Origin of the sequence: Flagellimonas pelagia, assembly GCF_003584135.1 — a bacterium.
GTDB lineage: Bacteria > Bacteroidota > Bacteroidia > Flavobacteriales > Flavobacteriaceae > Flagellimonas > Flagellimonas pelagia.
In genome coordinates this window covers 1-21,352 of sequence record NZ_QXFI01000035.1, presented here as the reverse complement: position 1 = coordinate 21,352, position 21,352 = coordinate 1, and the positions used below count along the sequence as shown (strand labels likewise).

The 21,352-nt window shown below is 43.0% G+C and carries 20 protein-coding genes; all 20 read right to left on the bottom strand.

Annotated features, from left to right (window positions below; all coding sequences use genetic code 11):
* Positions 1-249 precede the first annotated feature (249 nt).
* On the bottom strand, positions 250-702 hold the full coding sequence (locus D2V05_RS16530; RefSeq protein ID WP_119648647.1) for a pyridoxamine 5'-phosphate oxidase family protein: 453 nt from the start codon (positions 700-702) through the stop codon (positions 250-252).
* A 57-nt stretch (positions 703-759) separates the two neighbouring features.
* On the bottom strand, positions 760-1,407 hold the full coding sequence (locus tag D2V05_RS16525) for a gluconate 2-dehydrogenase subunit 3 family protein (RefSeq protein WP_119648646.1): 648 nt from the start codon (positions 1,405-1,407) through the stop codon (positions 760-762).
* Positions 1,407-3,119, bottom strand: a complete 1,713-nt coding sequence (locus D2V05_RS16520; protein ID WP_119648725.1) for a GMC oxidoreductase — start codon at positions 3,117-3,119, stop codon at positions 1,407-1,409. The genes D2V05_RS16525 and D2V05_RS16520 overlap by 1 nt, the downstream gene beginning before the upstream one ends.
* Before the next feature lie 116 nt (positions 3,120-3,235).
* A complete protein-coding gene (locus D2V05_RS16515; protein WP_119648724.1) occupies positions 3,236-3,691 on the bottom strand; it encodes a pyridoxamine 5'-phosphate oxidase family protein in 456 nt (151 codons plus the stop codon).
* A 75-nt stretch (positions 3,692-3,766) separates the two neighbouring features.
* Entirely contained in the window at positions 3,767-4,960 is a 1,194-nt protein-coding gene (locus D2V05_RS16510) for a phospholipase D-like domain-containing protein (RefSeq protein ID WP_119648645.1), read from the bottom strand.
* Between the two features lie 83 nt (positions 4,961-5,043).
* Positions 5,044-6,783 (bottom strand): thiamine pyrophosphate-dependent enzyme, encoded by a 1,740-nt coding sequence (locus D2V05_RS16505; protein ID WP_119648644.1) that lies wholly within the window; start codon positions 6,781-6,783, stop codon positions 5,044-5,046.
* A gap of 185 nt (positions 6,784-6,968) precedes the next feature.
* Complete coding sequence (locus D2V05_RS16500; RefSeq protein WP_119648643.1) at positions 6,969-8,228, bottom strand: MFS transporter; 1,260 nt, start codon at positions 8,226-8,228, stop codon at positions 6,969-6,971.
* Positions 8,228-10,378, bottom strand: a complete 2,151-nt coding sequence (locus tag D2V05_RS16495) for a copper-translocating P-type ATPase (RefSeq protein WP_119648642.1) — start codon at positions 10,376-10,378, stop codon at positions 8,228-8,230. Before D2V05_RS16495 ends, D2V05_RS16500 begins: the two co-directional genes overlap by 1 nt.
* A 36-nt stretch (positions 10,379-10,414) precedes the next feature.
* Positions 10,415-11,557: a hypothetical protein gene (locus D2V05_RS16490; RefSeq protein WP_119648641.1), complete on the bottom strand. Its 1,143-nt coding sequence runs from the start codon at positions 11,555-11,557 to the stop codon at positions 10,415-10,417.
* Positions 11,554-12,264: an ABC transporter ATP-binding protein gene (locus tag D2V05_RS16485; protein WP_119648640.1), complete on the bottom strand. Its 711-nt coding sequence runs from the start codon at positions 12,262-12,264 to the stop codon at positions 11,554-11,556. Before D2V05_RS16485 ends, D2V05_RS16490 begins: the two co-directional genes overlap by 4 nt.
* Before the next feature lie 11 nt (positions 12,265-12,275).
* Positions 12,276-13,505 (bottom strand): ABC transporter permease, encoded by a 1,230-nt coding sequence (locus D2V05_RS16480; RefSeq protein ID WP_119648639.1) that lies wholly within the window; start codon positions 13,503-13,505, stop codon positions 12,276-12,278.
* A gap of 100 nt (positions 13,506-13,605) precedes the next feature.
* Positions 13,606-14,817, bottom strand: coding sequence for an ABC transporter permease (locus D2V05_RS16475; RefSeq protein ID WP_119648638.1), 1,212 nt, complete (start codon positions 14,815-14,817; stop codon positions 13,606-13,608).
* Positions 14,818-15,585: an outer membrane lipoprotein-sorting protein gene (locus tag D2V05_RS16470; RefSeq protein ID WP_203583834.1), complete on the bottom strand. Its 768-nt coding sequence runs from the start codon at positions 15,583-15,585 to the stop codon at positions 14,818-14,820.
* A gap of 113 nt (positions 15,586-15,698) precedes the next feature.
* Entirely contained in the window at positions 15,699-15,830 is a 132-nt protein-coding gene (locus D2V05_RS19915; RefSeq protein ID WP_262706560.1) for a hypothetical protein, read from the bottom strand.
* Positions 15,831-15,878: 48 nt separating this feature from the next.
* Complete coding sequence (gene eno / locus D2V05_RS16460) at positions 15,879-17,162, bottom strand: phosphopyruvate hydratase (protein WP_119648637.1); 1,284 nt, start codon at positions 17,160-17,162, stop codon at positions 15,879-15,881.
* Positions 17,163-17,213: 51 nt separating this feature from the next.
* On the bottom strand, positions 17,214-17,567 hold the full coding sequence (locus tag D2V05_RS16455; protein WP_119648636.1) for an MBL fold metallo-hydrolase: 354 nt from the start codon (positions 17,565-17,567) through the stop codon (positions 17,214-17,216).
* A 183-nt stretch (positions 17,568-17,750) separates the two neighbouring features.
* Positions 17,751-18,005: a hypothetical protein gene (locus tag D2V05_RS16450; RefSeq protein ID WP_119648635.1), complete on the bottom strand. Its 255-nt coding sequence runs from the start codon at positions 18,003-18,005 to the stop codon at positions 17,751-17,753.
* Between the two features lie 181 nt (positions 18,006-18,186).
* Positions 18,187-19,017 (bottom strand): universal stress protein, encoded by an 831-nt coding sequence (locus D2V05_RS16445; protein WP_119648634.1) that lies wholly within the window; start codon positions 19,015-19,017, stop codon positions 18,187-18,189.
* Positions 19,018-19,029: 12 nt separating this feature from the next.
* Positions 19,030-20,037 carry a 2-hydroxyacid dehydrogenase gene (locus D2V05_RS16440; protein ID WP_119648633.1) on the bottom strand — a complete coding sequence of 336 codons (1,008 nt, stop codon included), beginning with the start codon at positions 20,035-20,037 and terminating at the stop codon, positions 19,030-19,032.
* 22 nt (positions 20,038-20,059) lie between these two features.
* Positions 20,060-21,352: MgtC/SapB family protein (locus tag D2V05_RS16435; protein ID WP_235855481.1), on the bottom strand; the 1,293-nt coding region annotated here is incomplete at its 5' end.

The following is a 21,352-nucleotide window of genomic DNA, read 5'->3' as shown; positions in this document are numbered from 1 at the left end:
CTTATCGAACAGCCTAAGGCCGAATAGTTTTCTGTTGATCCTGTAACAGAGCTCATCTGGGCGGTTCTGTAAGTGCTTCCCCTTTGTTTTTGGATTCTTCAATGCCTTCCAGGGCAAAGTCGATATCCGTCCATCCGGTAAATATATTTTTTGCCTCCCAATCGATTTTTCATGCCTTACCAATATCAATTTCGCATTTTTATCTTTTTAAATTGTCTTACAGTTCTATCATAATTACTGATTTCATCTTTACGTTTCCCTTCGTTTTCCGATAACTTCCCGTATTTTAATACGGTAAACAATTGGAATGCCCCTGGAGTATATCTTACTTGAAAATTCATTGATGAACTCAACCTCTCTCCGTTCTTTTCTACGAATAATGCTCTTGACGCCTTCGGTAAATAGGTGCAATTTTTGCTTGGCAACGCTTCCTTCAAGTTCTTCGAATGTTCCGTGCACCATGGCCGATTCCCAGTTGAACATCGATTGTATTTCTTCGACCTGTACGGTAACTGAGTTGTTTTTTCGCATCGCATCGATTTTATGGCCTTCCGAGGTATAGCTAATGATCGTATTGTCCGTAGGGTCAAAATAATAGGTAATGGGAATCACATAGGGCTTCCCTTGCCATAGATAGGCCAAGTGTCCGAGATAATTGTTCCTGAGGACACGCCCGATCGCGCTAGTTGTTAAATCTGTCATTATTATTGTTTTTGTAATTTCAAATTGTTAAAGACTGTTTTGGAACAGGGCGATTATTTATAAGGACCATGCTATACTTCCGGTAAGTTTTTGTGCATCCTCACATGGAATATATTCTGCCGGAATGGGGAGATAGGCCAGTACTTCCTCGCCTACATATTCCGAAATCTTGTAACCCCAAATAGTGAGGCCTCTAAGGTTGTTGGCAAATGCAAAGCGTGAGATACCATCGTCCAACAAGGGCTCTTTTCCTTCGGCAATGGCTTCATGGTATTGCTCTATGGCCTCGAAGTTTTTCACATCATCTTCCTTGGTCACTTTCAGGGCTGCCGCGAGCACGGGCTCCAAATCTCCTGAAGTAAGATCGCCCGCTTTTTCCTTTCTGGAATCCTTCAAGGCTTTTTCCAAGAATTGGCCCATGGACATTTTCACAAAATCCTGTTGTTCCTTTTCCATTACTTGATCAATGAACTTGTCAATGAACAGGTGTACCTGAACTTCCGAAGCGGAAGGGGTATCGGTTTTGGGAAGGATAATATCCACCAATTTTGTCAATGCCTCCCCTTCATCCGGGGTAAGGAAAACCGGGGTCCATTCCAGTGCCTTATCGTTTTTGCAGCTTTGGACCATACCTATCAATGTCGGGGTGGCCACGGAATATCCCAAGGCCAGCCCCATATTCTTAAGTGCTTTTCTTCTATCCATTATATGTTTCCTTTTTTAAGTTCTTTTGCCGCATGGTCTGCCGCCCTTGCCGTAAAGGCCATATAGGTCAGTGACGGGTTTACACATGCCGCGGAAGTCATGAACGCACCATCCGTTACATATACATTGGGAACATCATGAACTTGATTGTTTCCGTTGAGTACCGATGTCCTTTTGTCCCTTCCCATACGGGCGGTGCCCATTTCGTGGATTCCAAGGCCCAAGGCCCCGGGATTGTCAAAAGGCTGCACATCGCGCAGCCCAGCTTTTTCGAGCATTTCGACGGCTGATTCCTTCATATCCTTCCGCATGGCCCATTCATTCTCCTTGAATTCGGCATCGAAAGTTACCGTGGGTAGCCCCCAACCGTCCAATTTATCATAATCCAGGGTCATCCTGTTTTCTTCGTACGGAAGCACTTCGCCGAAGCCCCCAATGCCCATGGTCCATCCGCCTGGTTTCAGGATGGCCTCTTTTAGCTCTTTCCCGAAGGATAGTTCGGCAACGGCATCGTCCCAATTGCCCCTTCCGGCACTACCTTGATAGCCAAAACCTCGCTTATAGTCTTTGCGGTCGGAATCACCACCAAGGTTTCTAAAACGTGGGATATATACCCCATTCGGTTTTCTCCCCTTATAATATTTGTCTTCAAGTCCGTCAAACTTGCCCTGTGCACCCACTCCCAAATGATGGTCCATAATGTTCCTTCCCAACTGATCGGAATCGTTACCCATACCGTTGGGGAAGCGATCGGATCTTGATTGCATCAATATTGATGTAGAGGCAACGGCCGAGGCGCATAGGAAAATTACTTTGGCGTTGAATTCATACGCTTCCTTGGTGACACTATCGATGACCTTTACGCCGGTGGCCCGTTTGGTATCGGGGTCGTACATCACTTCATGTACTATGGAATCGGGTCTTAGCGTTAGGTTTCCGGTTCGTTCGGCGGCGGGCAGGGTCGAGGAATTACTGCTAAAGTACGCCCCAAATGGGCAACCACGTATACAGCGGTTTCGGAACATGCAATGTTGCCGCCCTTCAAATTTTTTGGTTCCAGTGATATTGGCCACCCTTCCTGCCGTCACGACTCGGCCATCGAAATTCTCACTTACCTTTTCCCGAAAACGTTGTTCGACACAATTGAGTTCCATCATCGGTAAAAACTGGCCATCAGGCAATTGTTTCAACCCCAGGTTTTCCCCCGATACCCCGATGAAGGTTTCTACTTTATCGTACCAAGGGGCGATATCCTTATATCTAACGGGCCAATCCACTGCGATTCCATCACGCTGGTTGGCTGTAAAATCGATATCGCTCCAACGGTAACTATGTCGCCCCCACATGATGGAGCGCCCTCCCACGTGGTAGCCCCGCATCCAGTCAAAACGTTTGATTTCGTTGTAGGGGTGTTCCAGGTCGTTCACGAACCAAAGTGCACTTGCCGCATTGGTCGTGTAACCTGTTCGATTTTGTTTTGGTTGTTTTTTAAGGTCTTCCAGTGTCGGCTCCCCTCCGTTCGGAAAATCCCAAGGATCTTTGTAAGCCGTGGGATAGTCCGTGATATGGCGCACCATTCTTCCACGCTCCAAAACCAGGGTCTTAAGACCCTTCTCACATAGTTCCTTGGCGGCCCAGCCTCCGCTGATGCCAGTGCCTACAACAATCGCATCATAAGATTCCTGTTCTTCGTTGTAATAATATTTTTTCATCGTCAAATCTTTTAATAAGCCATTCATTCTTTCGCTTCCTTAAAAAGTATAAATGACTTTGGGTTCATAGTTCGTATCTAAAACCAACAATGGCTTATGTCATATTCGTATATAGATTATGGTTTCCTTTGTTTTCCTGTAATTTCAACTATTCTGATTCGAAAGACTATAGGGGTTTTAGGTGAATTCAGTTTACTTGAAAATTCACTAATGGATTGGGGAATTATTTTCTCCTTACGGAGGATAATATTTTTGACACCTTGGGCAAACCGATGCAGGAGAAATTTGGCCTCGCTTCCTTGCAATTCTTCAAAAACACCGTGTGCCAAGATAGATCGCCAATTATTTACGGAACTTATTTCATCTACTTCTAATGATACCGATCGGTTTTCCCGCATAGCATTCATTTTATGTCCTTCAGCAGAATATCCCAGGATACTATTGCTGGTTTCATCGTAATAATAGGTAATCGGAACAACGTAAGGATTTCCTTGGGATATAAATGCCAAGCGTCCGATATAATTATCCCTTAGTAGGCGGATGCCTTCCTTTGTCCTTAAACTTTTTATCATAACTTTTCTTTCATTGTCCTGAAACATCTCGTATTCTACCTTGGCACATTTAATCACTTGACCATTAGCAGCACCCTATAACCTATAATTTTTCAAAAACCTTAAATGCGGAAGAAAGGTTAGAAAAAGCATGGCTGTGCGTACCATATGGTAAGAAATCCAATTACCCAACTTATTGAATATACCGGCTCTTTGTCTTAGACTCCCCTTTGTAATTTCGTTACACTGGCTTATAACCATTTCAAAGTCGGCCCGAAGAATTTTGGCAAAATTGACCGAGTGAACTTCTACGTTCATTTCAATACTGCCATAGCAACTAAGACTGTTCAGGTTAAATGAGCCTATGGTAGACCATTTGTTGTCAACCACCGCAGCTTTACCGTGTACTACGGAATTATTCCATTCAAAAATTCTCATATGATGGTCTAGAAAAGACGAGTACAAATGTTCGGTGGCCCTACGCACCAACGGCACATCGCTAATACCCGCTAAGATCACCGTTGTTTTTATTCCTCTTTTACACGTCTTTTTCAAAGCCTTTGCCAATCTGTTTCCAGGTAAAAAATACGAGCTCACGATTACTATTTCCTCTTTGGCATAAATGAAGGCGTTCGTGTAGGCATCACAGACTTCCGTTTTTCGCTGCAGCCAGTCGTTTTGTAAAATTCCCACGAGTGCGCTACCTGCCGAATGTAACACGGGTGGTATTTTTTTTGAGCTTCCCCTTTTATAAAAATAATCGCTACACAATATTTGTAGATTCTTAGCTGCCGGGCAATTCAACTGAACGGCATAGTCCAACCAAGGTTTAGAAGCCTTGGTTCCGCGGTATTTATCGGCAATATTGATTCCGCCTATCAGTGCTATTTTTTCATCGACGACCGCAATTTTATGGTGCATCCGCCTACCGATATAAAAATTGTTCAAGGAGAATAATGGCGAAAAAAAGCGAAGTAAAATACCATGCTGTACCAAATCCTGGGCAAAACTATTGGGTAATGCAGCGCTACCATAGGCATCCAATAAGACATATACCTCTACTTTTCGTTGAGCGGCTTTTTTTAAACAGGAGGCTATACGGTTTCCTGTTTCATCGTTTTCAAAAATGTAGGTCTGTAAATGGATTTCCTTTTCTGCCTTATCTATTAATTTTTCAAGCCGCAAAAAATAGTCTTCTCCCGAACGGACCAACTCAATATGTTCAGTATTGTCGGTGCCATTTTGAAATAGCCTATCATGAGGTTTTAGGGTTGTCCGTTTATGCTCCATATTATTTTTTCAGCTTACGTTCATTATTGTCAATAGGCCCAAGGATACTTAAAATATGTTTTTAGCTTCCCCAGTTTTTATATCTAAAACAATTCCCTTAAATATTTAAGATTGGATTTTGCCGTGTCTATTACCTCGGCACTTTGGCCGTTCAGCATCATCTTGCCCATGCTTGTTGCAAAGCCCTTTACCTGTTCAAAACTCACTTTGGGCGGCATGGCCAGGGCTTCGGGATCTGTAAAAATATTGATCAGTGCAGGTCCCTTGTGTGCAAAGGCTTTTTTTAATGTGGGTTCTACATTTTCACATTGTTCCACGTTCCAAGATGCTATGTTCATCGCCTGCGCCACCTGGGCAAAATCAGGATTTTCCATATCGGTTTGCCAATCTGGGTAGCCGGCCACATTCATTTCCAGTTTAACCATTCCCAGCGACCGATTGTTAAAAACGACAATTTTTACCGGTATATCATATTGGCTTATGGTCATTAGATCGCCCAAAAGCATGCTTATGCCCCCATCGCCGCATAAGGCGATAACTTGCCGGTCTGGTCTTGAAAGCCCGGCACCAATGGCCATGGGCATGGCGTTTGCCATGGAGCCATGGTTGAACGAGCCGGTAAGGTAGCGGTCTCGCCGGCCTTTTAAATAGCGTGCCGCCCAAACTGCGGACATGCCGGTATCCACGGTAAAGATGGCATCGTCTGCCGCCACTTCATCAACTACCGCTGCCACAAATTCAGGATGTATGTTTTTTTCACTGGATTTGGCTTTTACGTAAGAGGCGTATTTTTCTTCTTGTTGTTCGTGGAGTTTACGCATTTCATTTAAAAAATCCTTATCGGTTTTTTCCTCTATCATGGGCAGCAAGGCTTCTATGGTGTCCTTTATTTTTCCGGCATAGCCATAATCCACTTTAGCGCGCCTCCCGATACGTTGCGGTTTGTCGTCTATTTGGATGATTGTATTTTTCTCCGGCAAAAAGTCGGAGTAAGGAAAATCGGTACCCAGTAATAGCAACAAATCGGCCTCCTGCATGGCCTTAAATCCGGATTTATTCCCCAATAGGCCGTTGAGTCCCACGGCAAAAGGATTGCTGGACTTGTCAAAGAATATTTTTCCACGAAAACTGAAGCCCATGGGAGCCTGCAGTTTTTCGGATAATTGCATGACTTCCCCTTGGGCATCCTTGCACCCATAGCCGCAGAACAGCATGATTTTCTTATGGGAATCGATTACCTGGGCCAATTCTTCCATTTCCAATTTCCCTGGGATGAGCCGGGCACTTGTATAGTAGTTTTTATGTGACGTGGTGATTTCCTGTGCATCTGCGGCGGCCACATCCCCTGGAAGCCCCACCACCGCAACGCCACGTTTTTCGATCGCATGCTGAATACCCGTTTGAAAAGCATGTGCGGCTTGCTGCGGGGTATTGGCCATAAAACAATATATACTGCAATCGTCAAATAATTTGACCACGTTGGTCTCCTGAAAATTATCCGTACCCAGTTTATCGGTATTAATCGTGGAGGCAATCGCGATCACGGGGTTTCCCGACCTATTGGCATCATATAGCCCGTTGATCAGATGTACGTGGCCTGGGCCGCTACTGCCCATACAGCAGCCTATACCATCGAGTTCTGCATCCATAGACGCGGCATAGGCGCCTGCCTCTTCGTGGCGAACGTGAATCCACCTGATCCTGCCGTCCCGCCTTACCGCATCGTTTATGGGGTTCAAACTATCACCGGTTACGGCATACAATCTTTTAACACCTGCATTCACGAGGTTTTCTACCAATAGGTCTGCAACTTTTTTTGACATAATTCACTTTTTTTAATTAACAAAATAGCATTCCAGATGATGTGCTATGTTTAGAATACTTTATATTTTTATTACCCATCTTTTGATTCTTTTATAAATACATTGTAGGCATTTTGATTTTCATACATCCGCCTTTTCTTATTTAGGCCCTGTTCGTGTTGGTGTACCGGTTCAATGATCCATCATTACAGTTTTTTATGCTGGTCGGCCAATAAGGGCCCGTCAATCCCTTCATTTGGTCGCTTCAAAAAGTAAACCAGTCCCATAGCACCCAAAATGGTTGCACCGGCAATAATGAAAGGGTAATAAAACCCTCCGGCAATCAGCCAAGTCCCCAATACCGGACCCAAAATTTGACCGATACTGTTCGTGGAACTTTGAATGGATATATTCCTTCCCGTGTTTTCCTTGGATATCAATGAAACTGCCGAAAGCAGGTTTGGTGTCACCATGGCTCCCCCGGCTGCGAAAATTATTATAGTAACATAAATGTATAGTTCACCGCTCACAAAAGGCAAGACGATTAACGAAACACCGGATATCAATAACCCCAATGTTATTTGCTGTTTAGAGGTCAATATTTTTTCGCCATAGGTTGCGAATACGGGTTGCAAAACGGCCATTACAGAACCACAAAGCATAAAACCAATACCCACCTGATTGGTTGTAAAGGCCAACTCATCCTTCCCATAAATTGAAAACACGGCCTCAAACAAGGTAACCACAAACTGTATTGCAAAGGATAAGAGCAACAAAATGATAAAATAGTTACTAAGGGAAAAACTGAATTTGACTGCCTCAGAAGCAATACGATTTTTTATTACGGTATTCTCCAGCCATTTTATGATTATCAGCAATACCACAAAGCCCAAAAGAGCGGCCAAAATAAAGGGAACCGAAAAACGGTCTAAGTGGAACACTCCAAAAGAGTATGTATAGTGTAGGTTCGTTTGCGACAGAAATCCCCCCAGAACAGGGCCAAATATCACACCGGAACTGATAGCGACCCCAGACCATGCCATTATTTTGGTCCTTCGCTTTTCTGAGGTAATATCACTTAAATAGGCATTACTGACAGGAATGACCGCTGACGTAAAGATGCCCCCAATGATACGGGCCATATAGAGCATCGACAGGGAAGTGGCAAGACCCGTTAGCAAGTTCATCACTACAAATCCTACGAGCCCCAATAGTATTATGGGTTTACGTCCGTATTTATCGGAAAGCTTGCCCCAGACGATAACGAACAAGAGCTGGAACAACGGATAAATACTGGTCAACATTCCGATATGGAAGTTGATAAGGTCCGTATCCAGATTGTCCTTTAACGCCAGTCTTTCCGTGTAATAGGGGAGGGTAGGCAATAAAATACCGTACCCGAGCATTACCACAAATAAACTCAACAGCACTAAAAATATCCTGCTGAGTTTCTCTTTCTTCTCCATTATTTTTTACCGATTTTACGCTTCAGCAACTGAGCGTTTATAGCTACGATGATTGTGCTCAAACTCATAAAAACGGCAGCTACCGCCGGGCCCAAAACAAAACCTGTTGTATATAAAACACCCGCAGCCAGCGGAATGGCAACCACATTATACCCGGTGGCCCATATCAGGTTCTGGATCATCTTATTGTAAGTTGCTTTCCCGAACAATATGAGGTTGGCGATATCCTTTGGATTGCTATTTACCAAAATTATATCAGCGGTCTCGGCAGCAATATCAGAACCAGAACCAACAGCAACTCCAACATTGGCCTGTGCCAATGCAGGCGCATCATTTACCCCATCACCCGTCATAGCTACAAATTCCTCCTTATCCTGTAAGTCTTTTACAATTTCCACTTTCTGGTGTGGTAATACTTCCGCATAATAACCGTCCAACCCTAATTTATCGCTGACAGCCTTGGCGGTTTTTTCGTTGTCCCCAGTTGCCATATATACCTTGATATTATTCTTTTTAAAGGTTTTTATAGCTTCTGCCGATTCTGGCCTGATCTCATCGGAGAGTGCGATATAACCTGCCAATTTTCCTTCTATCAATACAAATACCACGGTTTCGGCGGCATCGCTATAGGCATCATCTGGAATGGCAATCTTTTCGTCACGCAGATAGCCCGGGCTTACTACTTTTACCTGTTTGCCTTCTACATTGGCCTCTACGCCTTTTCCGGTAATGGCATTGAATTTTTCAGGTTTTGGAATAGTCACCTTATCGGCTTTTACCTTTTTAATGATACCTACGGCAATAGGATGTTCGGAGCTTTGTTCCAGGGCACTGGCAAGCCGTAAGACTTCATCCGTGGAGTATTTTTCATCTACCGATTCTATTCGGGTAACCCCAAAATCGCCTTTGGTCAAGGTTCCTGTCTTGTCAAAGAGCAATGCCGATATTTTGCGTGATTCTTCAAAGGCAGTTCTGTTACGGATCAACAAGCCATTTTGGGCAGATACCGCAGTAGAAATGGCCACTACCAAAGGAATAGCAAGACCCAATGCGTGCGGACAGGCGATGACCATAACGGTAACCATTCTTTCCAATGCGAAGACAAATGGGAAGCCCAAAATCAACCAAACTGCTAGGGTGCCAAAACCGATAATGAGCGCAATATAGGTCAACCATTTTGCGGCCCTATCGGAAAGGTTCTGCATTTTGGACTTCGTGCGCTGTGCTTCGTCGACCATCTTGATGACCTTGTTCAAGTAGCTGTCCTTGCCTGTATGCACTACCTTCACTTTTAGGGTACTGTTGCCGTTTATGGCACCACCAATGACCTTGTCATCCAGTCCCTTTTTAACCGGTTTGGACTCTCCAGTAAGCATAGATTCATTAAGGTAACTTGAGCCTTCTGTTATCACACCATCTGCTGGAATTTTTTCACCTGGTTTAATCAGGATGATATCATCTTTTATAAGGTCGTCCAGCTTCACGTCCTGAATGGCATCCCCAACGACTTTATGTGCTTCGGAAGGTAACATGCTTACCAATAATTGTAAGGCTTTTGAAGCTCCTAAGACCGATTTCATTTCCAACCAGTGCCCCAAGAGCATAATCACGATAAGTGTACTTAATTCCCAGAAGAAATCTTCGCCTTCCAGTCCGAAAACCGTAGCGGTACTATAGAAATAGGCCACACTTATAGCCATTGAGATTAGGGTCATCATGCCGGGGCCCTTGGATTTTATTTCATTATAAAATCCCTTTAAAAATGGCCATGCGCCCCAAAAGTAGACAAAGGTAGAAAGCGCAAATAGGTAATATGGATTGCCGGGAAGTAGAAAATCATAACCAAAAAACTCTTGGATCATGGGTGAAAAGAAGAGGATCGGGATGGTAATTATCAACGATACCCAGAACCGTTTTCTAAAATCCTTCACCATCATTTTATGGTGGTCGTGCCCTGCCATTCCCATTGGTGCATTGCCGTCATGACTGGAATGGTCCATCCCTGCCTCGCCGGCAGGCAGGTTTGAATGGTCTTTTTTGTCATGATTCATTCCTGCCTTGTCGGCAGGCAGGTTCGAGTGGTCTTCTTTATCGTGGTTCATCTTAGAATGGTCCATTTTTTTGTCCTTGTGATCTTTGTGGTTTTCCATGTTTATTAAATTAAGTTTTCTGTATTATTCTATTTTTTAAAAATTCCATTTTAAACGGGTATATATTGTATTGAACAATAAATCAAAATTATTTGTATTTCCAAACAAACTCTGTGAAATAATGGACAAATCAAATTGTTCGCCCATTATGATATTCAGGGACGGGTTTATAAAAACCGCATTATCGGCGGGGGAATACAGAATGTTCATTGCTACGTTTGTTATGGCACTGAATTCATAGGATAGCTGGGCAAAAAGGTTGTGCGTAAAAGGAGACAGGTTTTTTACATCCAGATTTATTGAAACCAAATTTTCAATGGCATTTTGATTCGCCCCGGATGAATTGTAAAAATACGCCCCATACAGGTACAGCGAATTTGGAAGGGCATAGTCCACCGAGACCGAAGAAATAAACGTTCCGGAATCCCCGGCAAAGTTTTGGTAATTCCTAAAATAAGAGAGTTCCGTCTTAAGTCCCGCGTTCCTGATATTTCCCGCCCATCCGGCCCCGGCCACAATATCGCGTTTATAGATCCCTCCGAGCAATTGTATATCGTAATTCCATTTATTGAACTTGTACAGTGCCGCGGCAATCAGTTCATCCGGGTCATCGGTGATCTTTACCGCCATATCCAATGTATAGTCCGTATCCTTAAAATACTGTACTCGCAGGGCATCGCTGCCCGGCCGTTCCTCATAATCGAAATCAATAAAAGAATAGGCGTTGAAAATGTCGTTGGGGTTGAATATCCTGTCCACGCCCCAATTCACCCTTTGCCTACCCAAAGTAACCTGCCAACTGGTACCCTGCCATTGTGCCCAAAAACGGTCCAGGGTTGTGTTTAAGAGAACATCCTTTTTTTCCACAATATTGGCCGAGAGGTCGATTATCCCATCGTCCTCAATCCCGGTCAACAACGGATTGGCCGTAATTTGGTCCCCCACAAACAGCCTGTTCCTTACTTCAATGCCAACTTTCCAACTATCGGACGGATACCACCTGAAGTTGAGCCGGTTATGGAGCAGGGAGTTGGTGGTAATGGAATCCAGATCCGTAAAGGAAGTGGCCTGGAGCCCTTTTACATAACCGTTCAGTTCCCATTTCTTTTCTTCGGCCTGCGCCATTGCCTTGCTGTTGTATAACACTATCAATAATAGGGTATAGAGGTAAAACTTCATTGCCTTGCTAATGCCTGCTCGGTATTTTGTTGTATGTCGGACACTACTTTGCCGTCTTCGAGCGTTATCACCCGCCTCGCTCTTTTTATCACCCGTGGGTCGTGGGTTGAAAAAATAAAAGTGATATGCTCTTCCTTATTTAATTTCAGCATAATATCCAATAAGTTTTCCGCCGATTTTGAATCCAGGTTTGCCGTGGGTTCATCGGCCAGCACAAACCGGGGTTTGGAAGCCAGGGCCCTGGCCACGGCGACCCTTTGTTGCTGCCCGCCTGAAAGTTGTGATGGTTTTGAGCCCGATTTATCTTTTAGGCCAACGGCTTCCAACATTTCTTTTGTTCGGTCCTCACGTTTCTTCGTAGGCCAGTTTTGCAACAGCATTATAAACTCGATATTCTCCTTGGCCGAAAGCACCGGTATCAGGTTATAGGCCTGAAAGACAAAGCCGATGTGCCTTAACCTGAAATCGATCAGTTTGCCCCCGGATAATTTCAGGATGTCGCTGCCATCGATCATTACCGAACCGTTACTGGCATCGTCCAAACCACCGATAACATTTAGTAATGTGGTCTTGCCCGAGCCCGATGGCCCAACAATGGCGGTAAATTCCCCTTTTTCAAAGTTTAGGTTTACCTTATTTAGGGCATACACCGGAATGGTATCCGGATTGTATATCTTGCTTACGTCTTTTGTTTCTATGACATTCATGACTTTTTGTATTAATTTTGTTTGCTAATAGCTTCGTTAGGATTTAACATTAAGGCCTTTACGGCCGGATAGATGGAAGTGAGCACAGCTGTAAGGATGACCAAAACGGTTATCAACACATAGACCCTGGGTTCCAATGTTGGATAAACAACGTCACTAAAACCCCAACCTGATAAGGCTTCAGAAAACAGGCTCAAGTTGATACCGTTATAACTAAGGATTGAAACGGTAACAAATCCAATAAGCATCCCCACGGCACCGCCCAAAATAGAAAGGTAGGTGGTTTCCACAACAATCATGGTAAATACACGCCGCCTGTTCATTCCAATGGCCATTAATATCCCCAATTCCTTGTAACGTTCCAATATGGACATCAACATGGTATTTACTATCCCAAAGGCAAGTGCAATAAGCACAATTATAGTCATTATAATATCCATTTGGTAAATCATATCGCTGATAAGTTCCAATTCAGGATTTGCCTGCCGCCAATCTTGGACCAATACATCCGGTTGGCTGAATTTTGACTGTAGGAAAGCAAGATAAGTGGCTAATTGTTCAGGTTCTTTGAGCTTAATAACTATCTTGTTGTATTGCCCTTCAATTCCTGCCAGTTTGGTGACATCATAAAGGTCGGCATAAACTAACATTTCCTCATCCCTAGTTTGGGTGGCATTGTATAGGCCTGTAATCCTGAACGTTGAGGATATCAATTCCCCGCTTTTGCCTTCAAAGCCCAATACTACTTTATTCCCTGGTTTTACATTGAGTTTTTTGGCCAGCCTTTCGCCAAGGATAATTGGGTTCCTTACCTTCTGGCTAAGGTATTCCCCAGTAGCCAACCTTGATTTTAGCATTGTGGTTTTTTCTTCTGCCCCGGGCAATATACCTATAAGGATTACATTGGAAGAATTGCCGGCCGAGGCGATGATACCTGATACTTCGGTACGAGCCGTGGCGGCTTTTACTTCATCATCCGTTCTAATTTCCTTCAGTATTCTTTCCCCGTTAGGGATGGTTATGGTCAATTTTTCGTTCTTTATAAAATCGGGGTTCTGGATTTGTATATGCCCGTACTTATATTCAATACCATCCTTTAAGGCTTCCATGTGCAAACTATCCGAAACGGCCAGAATAATAACCGTTGCCCAAATACCAATTGCCAATGAAATGACCACGACCAGGCTTCGGGTCGTGTTCCTCCAGATATTTCTCCATGCTATTTTTAAAAGTGTTTTCATGTGTTTATATTTATTGTTTTTTAACTGTCACATGCGGTTCGCTATTAATCATTCCCTTGGGTGATAACGCTTTTAGCATGCTCGTTTCATCTGTCGATATTTATTTTTTTGATGCCACAGGCTTTAAACTTGAAATCTGATGTATGGCATAAATTGACAATAGGATCGAAATGACAAGTATGATCAGGGTATGTTTTGTGAAAACACCAAAATCGACCGTAGTGGGCATTATGGGGTCAATCCCAAACGATTCCCAACCGTCCGCTACCTTGCCACGAAATTGGATGGGATTTACCTTGAAATAATTAACAATAGGATAGCTCGCTAAAAAACCCAGGACTGCACCAAAAAGTGCCATAAAAAATGTTTCGATCAATACCATAAGCTGCATTACCTTTTTCCGCATACCAATGGACAATAATATTCGTAACTCGGTCATCCGTTCGTGCGCCATCATTATAATGGTGCCGAGAATGCTAAAACTAATAAGTACATAAAGTAGCACTACTATAATGACGCGTAGCGCGTCTATAAGGCCGATGGACTGGGTGAGCATTGGCAACATTTCCTGCCAGGGTTTGACGATAAAATCAGTATTCAGGTTAGGTTTCAAGTTCGCTATAGCCTGTTCCTGGGGTTGGTTTGGCCTCAAAAAGACCGGGATGGAAGTAACCCTGTCATAGGCACCATACAAGAATTGGGCATCCTCAAGTTTTAGTATCACAATATTGTTGTCCAGGTCCGGGGAGCCCAGCCTTATAATGCCGGAAACTTCATATTTATCGGCAGCACTGGCACCGTGATAGCCTTCGCCCACCAGCACCAGGCTGTCCCCGACCGAAATATTCATTTTTTCGGCCAACCCTTTGCCTACCAAAGCCTGATTGTTGGTTTCGCCAAGATAGTTTCCCTGGATGATCTTTTTATCAAAACCTGTTATATTTTTCTCCTTATCGGGATCTATGCCCATTACCAATGTGCCCTTGGTCATCTTATTGGTAGCTGCCAGCGCAACCGATTCCAGGCGGTATGAAAAGCCTTTTATTCCTTCCGTGCCTTCAAGTGCCGTTTCCAGGCTGTCATTTGGCACAAAGGAATTGTGGAGCGATTTATCCTCCCAATACCCTTCCTGCTGAATTTGAAAATGCCCGCTGTACACGCCCACCAGGCTATCTACCATCTGTTTGTTCAGGCCCAGTAGCAGGCTGTCCATTATATTGGCTAAAATTATTGCGAAAACTATGGAAGCTACTGTTATCAGGGTCCTTCGCCTGTTTCTCCATAAGTTTCGCCAGGATAGTTTAATAATCATTTATTTAAGGTTTTTTAGGTTTCTTAAAGAGAAAAAATTATCATCCATAGGTTGGTCAAATGCTATGGATTTATATTCCAAAGTGGTTTTATTGCCAGGTTCATCGGCCGGGGTTATCTCCAAAAGGCTGGTTACGGTGCGGCCTCCCATTGTTTTAATGTTCTTGCCCAACAGGGTGTTTACCAGTTCCCCTTCTTCATCGTAATAGGCCAGTTTCAGGAAAAGGGATTCTTCCACATCTACCCAGGCTTCCACCTTTCCCCAGACCACGGAGGCTTCCTCTTTGGGTTTTAAAAGGATCTTGTAGGCTTCCCTGCCGCTTATTTCTTCCTTCCCTATCAGTATATGGTCGTAATCATTGACCATGGAAGATTGCTTTACCAGATCGTCATTGGTAAAATCGGAGCCCATCCAACTTTGCATCATACTGGATGGCGGAAGCTTTATACTGCGCTCTATACGGGGCACCCAGTTGTAGATCTCGTCCCCCCTTTTCAGGAAGGCCGTTCCCTGGTCCCTTGCCGGACCTGTTATTAAAATCATCATAAGATCGTTTCCCTTTGTCCATAATTTTAAATCTATTTCTCGGGTCCATTTGGGCCGTATGATCTTTAAGGTCATCGTGCTGGAACTGGTCTTGCCGAGTCTTTTGTTGTCGGCTTTTTCTATAATATCCCTGGCGTTGTCCTGGACAGGGGCTGTGCCACTTATAAGGAACAGGGTAATGGTGGCCATGGAAGCAAGTTTGATAAATGATTTAGTTTTCATATGTTGATATTTATTGTTTTTCAATGGTTATATGGAATCGCCTTATATCTTCATTGGTGTTTGCTTTCGCAAACTTGTTGTTAATGGCGATTTCATACTGTTCTATTTAAATGTTATCGTAATTTTTTTCTCATTGCTTCTGAAATGTTTTCAGCATATACGCCATAGGCATCCACCAGAAGGCCCTTAATTCCATTTTTTGATGAAATGGCATAGAGAACGCTATTGTCATCGGTACTCCTCATGCCTTCAAAAGTGGAAAATGTATCATTAGCCCTACTATTCGTCAGGTGTTATTTGGCATTCTTAAATGCTTTCAAACCGGCAAATTGTGATGATTTGCCCAATTCATTTTCAATACGCATAAGTTGATTGAATTTTTCAATACGCTCTCCACGGCAACCGCTTCCTGTTTTTAAATGTCCCGCGTTTAGGGCAACGGTTAAATCCGCAATAAAACTATCTACTGTTTCGCCGCTCCTATGCGATACAAAACAATTGTATGAATTTTTATAAGCAAGCTCGGTTGTTTCAAGCGTTTCGGTTACGGTTCCTATTTGATTCAATTTGATCAGGATCGAGTTTGCCACCCCTTTTTCGATACCTTTTTCTAAAATCGATTTATTGGTGCAGAACAAGTCATCGCCTACAATTTCAATTTTATCGCCTAATATATCCGTTAAGTTTTTCCAACCTTCCCAGTCATTTTCAGATAGACCATCCTCAAGCAAGACAATAGGATATTGAGTTGTCCAACTTTCCCAAAGCTTCACCATTTCATCGCTTGAAACTAACTTTTGGGAACTTTTAAAAAATTTATACATTCCATTTTCCCACATTTCACTGGCAGCGGGGTCAAGACAAATACTTACATCTATTCCCGGTTTATAACCAGCTTTATGAATTCCTTCTAAAATCATTTCGACAGCCTGTTCATTTGATTTTAAATCGGGGGCAAATCCACCTTCGTCACCAACTCCAGTGCTTAAACCTTTGGTTTTTAACACATTTTTTAAGGAATGGAACACTTCTTCGCCCATACGAATGGCTTCTCTAAATGACGGCGCGCTATGAGGTGCGATCATGAATTCTTGAAAATCCAATGTATTGTCCGCATGTTTGCCGCCGTTTATGACATTCATACAAGGTACGGGCATTATGTGGGCATAGCTTCCTCCCAAGCACTCATATAACGGGATTTTAGCACTCTGGGCTTTTGCTCGCGCATAGGCCATAGAAACACCAAGTATTGCATTTGCACCTAGTTTGGCTTTGTTTTTTGTTCCATCCAGTTCTATCAATAAATAGTCAAGCTCTCTTTGTGTATGGATACTTTTATCTTTAATGGCTTTCGCAATTACAGTATTTACATTCTCAACTGCCTTCAAAACGCCTTTTCCTCCATAACGTTTTTTATCGCCATCTCTTAATTCGGTGGCTTCCCTTTCTCCGGTTGATGCGCCACTTGGGACCATTGCACGGGAGGTAGTTCCATCTTCCAACTTTAGATTCACTTCTACGGTAGGATTCCCTCTTGAATCGAGTATTTCGATCGCTTCAATTTTTTGGATTTTCATAATTTTTGTATTTCTTTTTTCTAAGTATATATTTTTATAAAATCGAACAACTTAGTTGATGCTGATTCTTTCCTTTACTTTGTACACAATTCTGATTGGTGGTTTTAATTCCAACCATTTAATGTCGTAAGGCTGTGGTACTTCAGCTTCCCAGCCATAAGTATCTTTTATAGGTTTTTGGGGCGAGTACGGGAATGGTTCTTCGGTGCGGCAAATATCGCCCCAAAACACCAGCGGCTTGTCGTTTACCTTCAATCCTAAAAAGTTGGAGGCCAAGAGGATACCGTTGTAATGATGACCACATTCAATGGGAATTTCCTTTTTGGTGGATTCCATCATATACTTTGAACCGGTAACCGTTCCTGCATCTCCTAATAAGTGAATGTTTACTTTGTTATTTTTCATTTTTTTTACAGTTTATTAGGTCATAAATAATTCTAACGGATCTTCTAAATTCTCTTTATTGTATAAAGAAAGAATCACTATTATTTTACCGATTTCCTGTACTCACGGTTCTTGACTTCATGTGCTAACAAACCCATTCAATGGATCCAATCGGTTTTTGAGGTCTTGATCATTTATCAAATTTTAAAGTCCCCCACAACAGGAAGGTGTGTTCCCTTTATCTTGGTCCGGTTTGCATAGCTCCGCTATTTCCTTGTACAGATCGTGAAAGTCCTCTTTGATAAGAAGGGCTAGTTTCTTGGCGGATCCGGGCTCGGAGTTTACCATCTCCAGTAATGTTTCAAAGGCTTCTTCCAGTAAGCTTGGATCATCTTCCATTGCTTGGTAAAATGGCTCTAGGTCCATGCTGTCCTGTTTTTTTAATGTTTTAGTTTTCATCTGTATTCTTTTTTAGGGTTAATAGATGTTTATTGGTTTAATGTGCTTTACATAATTCTTCTGAATCTTCGAGAATTTTTTTACCGTTACTCGCGAACGCCGCAAAGAGCCAATAAGCTGGTTTAGGTCAAAGACTTGCAATTCGCCCGAATATTTTGTGACGTTCACGACATTCATGCCTTTAGATTTTAACCGTCATTACCGGAAGTGCGGAATGATTGGCCACACCTTCGGCGATACTTTTGGAAAACAAGCTTAAAAAACCTGTACTGCCATGGGTGGACAAAGCAATCAGATCCGCAGGTTCGTGTCTTAGGAACGTATTTATTCCCGTTTCCACAGAAGGTTCGTTAGTGACGTACATCGAATAATTTTTCAAATCAGGAAACTTTTCCAAGAATTTCTTAATTGGATTCAATCCAGCAGTAATGCTATTGGTATCCGTTTGGGTGTTGATACGCAACAAACGAATATGTGCATTGCATTTTTTTGCGATTGAGATTACATGCTCGAAAGCACCACTTACATCCTCCATGAAATCAGAGACAAAAACTATATTTTTAAAAGGGAAGGAGACCTCTTCCTCTTTCACCACGATTACGGGCACATCGGATTTTCGCACGATTTTTTCAACATTGCTACCAAAAAGTTCACGGGCGGTGCCTTTCGTACCGCTACTCCCCGTGATAATAAAGTCATGATGGAAATGACCGGAATGTTTTAGAATATTACTGGTCTCAACCTGATACTCCAAGAAGGTCTGGCATTTTAGATTTTCCTTCTCCGCCTTTTTCTCAAATTCCCGCAAGGCGGATTTGGCCGCCCCGATTTCCCTAAGCGTCTTGGGGTATCTTTTCTCCTTTAACTTGTCCAGTTTTACCCAGTCTACGGGAGTATGTATCAAGTGAAAGAAATGAATTTCCGCATCGTATAGTTTAGCCATTTCAATGCCCAAATCAGCGGCTTTGTCGCAATTCTCCGAAAAATCGGTGGGTACGAGTATATTTTTCATCCTTATTAAGTTTTACAAGTTGTTGTAATTTATTTTTACTTCATTCCCTGAAACCGTTGCTTTTTCAAAACTATCAAGGTTATGTATGGTCGTATCTGCAATGTTGGTCAAGGCTGTATCGGTCAAGAATGCCTGATGGCTCGTTATCAGAACATTGCTGAAGGTCATCAAACGTGCAATGACATCATCCTGTAGTATTTCGTCCGAATGATCTTCAAAGAACAGTCCTTCCTCTTCTTCATAAACATCCATCCCAAAGTATCCGACTTTTCCTGTTTTTAAACCTTCAATGACCGCTTTGGTATCCACCAAGCCACCCCTGCTGGTATTGATAAGCATTACCCCTGGTTTCATCAATGAAATACGCTTGGCATCGATCAAATGTTTGGTGGAAGGCACTAAAGGCACATGCAGGCTTATAATATCAGCTTGGCGGCAGATTGTTGAGCAGTCGGTATAGCGGACCCCGTACTTTTCGATGAGTTCTCCATCTTCAGAGTTGTCATAGGCCAAAATATCACAACCAAAACCGTGCAGTATTTTAACAAGGATAGCCCCAATTTTTCCGGTGCCTATTACACCAACTGTTTTCCCGTTCAGGTCGAACCCTGTAAGTCCGTTCAGCGAGAAATTCATATCCCTGACCCTATTGTGGGCCCTCATCAGTTTTCTGTTCAATGCAAGTATCAGCGCCATGGTGTGTTCTGCGATGGCATATGGGGAATAGGCTGGGACACGGGCTACTTTTATGCCAAGTTCAGCAGCCTTTTCGACAGCTACGTTGTTATATCCAGCGGTACGCAGGGCGATATATTTGATTCCTATGTCCTTAAGTTTTTCAAGTACTACCGCCGAGGCATCATCGCTCGTAAACAAACTAATGGCCTCGGTGCCACGGGCCAAGGAAGCCGTGCTTTCGGTCAACCGTACTTCAAGTAGGTTAAGCTCGTGTTTGCCTTTATTTGCAGATAGCAAATGGGGATCTTCAAATTTATGGGTGCTGAATACGGTTGTTTTCATTTTCGTTTCTAGTTTTAAAATTTCAATTTATCCAAGAATTAAGCAGGATATAAAGGATGCCAAGAAGGACGACCGCCCCAAAGGCATAGCCCACGAGTCGCCCTGTTTTTTTAGAGCCCTTAAAAAAGGCAATTCCCAATTTCACGGTCATATTGCTCAGGGTCGCTGCAATGATGACATTGGATGCCAAAATCAATTTTTCATCCAATAAGGCAAATTTAGCCATGCTGATGGTTATCGCATCGGTATCTGCCAGACCCGCAATCAATGCCGAATAGTACAGACCACTTTCTCCAAAAAATTTATTTCCATAGAAAACCGCAAACAGGATGGCCACATAGATGCCGCCAAAACCGATCGCATTCCAAATATTGAGCGGATTCCCCAAATTAATGTCCGTGTTCGGCTGATCGGTATCCTTACGTATCAAAAGCAGGGAAGCTACCAGACAGACCACCGTAAGCAGGGCAAAGGGGATTGCCAAATAGCCTAGGATGGCACTATTAAAAATATAGGCGAGAACCGAAAGTCTAGGGAACATGATTGCCGATGCTATGATGATACCTGCTGCGTATTTTTTTGAAAGCTCGGGAGACTTCTTGCTTCTGGAGGCATAGATCCAAGCAACTGCCGTACTCGATATCAAACCACCCAGAATAGCGGTCAACAAGATTCCTTTTTTTGACCCAACGTATTTGACCAAAAAATATCCGATGAAGTTCAGAAAGGAGACAATGACAATAATTGCCCCGATCTCAAAAGGGTTCAGTAGGCCTTCAGGCCCATAATCCTTGTCGGGCAGAAATGGTAATATCAACAGGGCAATGATTGAAAATTTGATAAAGGCAAAAAGTTCTTCGGGCGTTATATTCTTAATGAACGAGCGGAAGGTGGTCTTGAGCGATAACAACGTAACCACAATTACAGCAGTGGCAATGGACTCTTTGTACAAATGGCCCGAAACCATAACACCAAGAACAAATGTGGCAATCAAAGCGAGATTTGTGGTATTACCGGTCATGGAATGTTTCTGCACAATGGACAAATGGCTGATGGCAAAGAACAAAATAATGGTCGCCAAACTAACAATGACAAGCCAAGAGGTATAAGTCTCGTTCAAACTGCCCAACATAAAACCGATTATGGCCGTTATCGGAAATGTTCGAATACCGGCAAACCCCTGCTCATCCTTTAGCTTGTCATATTCCCTTTCCAGTCCAAGGATAAGACCTATACCCGTGCTTAGGAGTACCCCCAGAATGTAGGGGCTTAATAGCTCACTTATGTTTTGATGTGTTTGCATTATTTTTTTCTT

Excerpts from the sequence above, each read along its gene's own strand:
- D2V05_RS16530 (WP_119648647.1), bottom strand. The coding sequence starts at position 702 with ATGACAGATTTAACAACTAGCGCGATCGGGCGTGTCCTCAGGAACAAT.
- D2V05_RS16525 (WP_119648646.1), bottom strand. The coding sequence starts at position 1,407 with ATGGATAGAAGAAAAGCACTTAAGAATATGGGGCTGGCCTTGGGATAT.
- D2V05_RS16520 (WP_119648725.1), bottom strand. The coding sequence starts at position 3,119 with ATGAAAAAATATTATTACAACGAAGAACAGGAATCTTATGATGCGATT.
- D2V05_RS16515 (WP_119648724.1), bottom strand. The coding sequence starts at position 3,691 with ATGATAAAAAGTTTAAGGACAAAGGAAGGCATCCGCCTACTAAGGGAT.
- D2V05_RS16510 (WP_119648645.1), bottom strand. The coding sequence starts at position 4,960 with ATGGAGCATAAACGGACAACCCTAAAACCTCATGATAGGCTATTTCAA.
- D2V05_RS16505 (WP_119648644.1), bottom strand. The coding sequence starts at position 6,783 with ATGTCAAAAAAAGTTGCAGACCTATTGGTAGAAAACCTCGTGAATGCA.
- D2V05_RS16500 (WP_119648643.1), bottom strand. The coding sequence starts at position 8,228 with ATGGAGAAGAAAGAGAAACTCAGCAGGATATTTTTAGTGCTGTTGAGT.
- D2V05_RS16495 (WP_119648642.1), bottom strand. The coding sequence starts at position 10,378 with ATGGAAAACCACAAAGATCACAAGGACAAAAAAATGGACCATTCTAAG.
- D2V05_RS16490 (WP_119648641.1), bottom strand. The coding sequence starts at position 11,557 with ATGAAGTTTTACCTCTATACCCTATTATTGATAGTGTTATACAACAGC.
- D2V05_RS16485 (WP_119648640.1), bottom strand. The coding sequence starts at position 12,264 with ATGAATGTCATAGAAACAAAAGACGTAAGCAAGATATACAATCCGGAT.
- D2V05_RS16480 (WP_119648639.1), bottom strand. The coding sequence starts at position 13,505 with ATGAAAACACTTTTAAAAATAGCATGGAGAAATATCTGGAGGAACACG.
- D2V05_RS16475 (WP_119648638.1), bottom strand. The coding sequence starts at position 14,817 with ATGATTATTAAACTATCCTGGCGAAACTTATGGAGAAACAGGCGAAGG.
- D2V05_RS16470 (WP_203583834.1), bottom strand. The coding sequence starts at position 15,585 with ATGAAAACTAAATCATTTATCAAACTTGCTTCCATGGCCACCATTACC.
- D2V05_RS19915 (WP_262706560.1), bottom strand. The coding sequence starts at position 15,830 with ATGAGGAGTACCGATGACAATAGCGTTCTCTATGCCATTTCATCAAAA.
- eno (WP_119648637.1), bottom strand. The coding sequence starts at position 17,162 with ATGAAAATCCAAAAAATTGAAGCGATCGAAATACTCGATTCAAGAGGG.
- D2V05_RS16455 (WP_119648636.1), bottom strand. The coding sequence starts at position 17,567 with ATGAAAAATAACAAAGTAAACATTCACTTATTAGGAGATGCAGGAACG.
- D2V05_RS16450 (WP_119648635.1), bottom strand. The coding sequence starts at position 18,005 with ATGAAAACTAAAACATTAAAAAAACAGGACAGCATGGACCTAGAGCCA.
- D2V05_RS16445 (WP_119648634.1), bottom strand. The coding sequence starts at position 19,017 with ATGAAAAATATACTCGTACCCACCGATTTTTCGGAGAATTGCGACAAA.
- D2V05_RS16440 (WP_119648633.1), bottom strand. The coding sequence starts at position 20,037 with ATGAAAACAACCGTATTCAGCACCCATAAATTTGAAGATCCCCATTTG.